This window comes from Angustibacter speluncae (assembly GCF_054777815.1).
Window position 1 is genome coordinate 11,045 of the sequence record NZ_BAAHAF010000004.1, and the last position, 881, is coordinate 11,925.

The 881-nt window shown below is 80.7% G+C and carries 1 protein-coding gene; it reads left to right on the forward strand.

Going from position 1 to position 881, the window contains the following annotated elements:
• On the forward strand, positions 1-881 hold an 881-nt coding region (locus ACYVKY_RS00280; RefSeq protein WP_460432983.1), incomplete at both ends, for an FtsK/SpoIIIE domain-containing protein.

The following is an 881-nucleotide window of genomic DNA, read 5'->3' on the forward strand; positions in this document are numbered from 1 at the left end:
CGCCGACCCGGCCGACGTCGCCGTGCTCCCGCTGCGGTGGAGCACCCTCGGCGACCCGCAGCCGCACCCCGGTGCCCGCGGCACCGAGGGCGAGGGCGGACGCACCGACCTGTCCGCGCTGGTCGACGCCCTGCGCACCGCCGCCGAGCAGGAGGCCGTCGAGCCGGTGCCCAGCCCGTGGCTCCCGCCGCTGCCGGCCTCGGTGCAGCTCGACGACCTGGGCCCGACCGCCGGCGGCGAGGGTCCGGTGCTCGCCTACGGGCTGCTCGACCAGCCGTCGCGGCAGCGGCAGGGGACGGCCGGCTGGGACCTCGCCGCCGACGGACCGCTCGCCGTCGTGGGCGGCACCCGCAGCGGGCGCACGACGCTGCTGCGGGCGCTGCTCGCCTCGCTCGCCCGCGCGGGCGGTGCCTGGGCGTACGTGCTGGACGGCGGCGCCGGGCTGCGCGCCGCCGCCGACCTGCCGGCGGTGGGCGCGGTGGTCGAGCGCGACGACACCGAGCGCACGCTCCGGGTGCTCGACCACCTGCGCGACCTGGTCGACCGGCGCCAGCAGGGCGGCCCGGCCGACCAGCCGTGGGTCGTGCTCGTCGTCGACGGCTGGGACGCCGTCCAGACCGCCTGCGAGGAGGCCGGCGCGCTGCGCGCCACGGACGCGCTCCTGCACGTGCTGCGCCAGGGTCCGGCCGTGCGCGTGCTCACCGTCCTGTCCGGCGGGCGGCAGCTGCTCGCGGGCCAGGTCGGCTCCGCGCTGCCGTCCCGGCTGGTGCTGCGCACCGCCGACACCGGCGACGCCGTCATGGCAGGCGTCCCGGGCCGCGCCGTCCCGGCGACCTGGCCGCCCGGCCGCGCCCTGCGGGTCGGCGACGACGGCGTCGGGC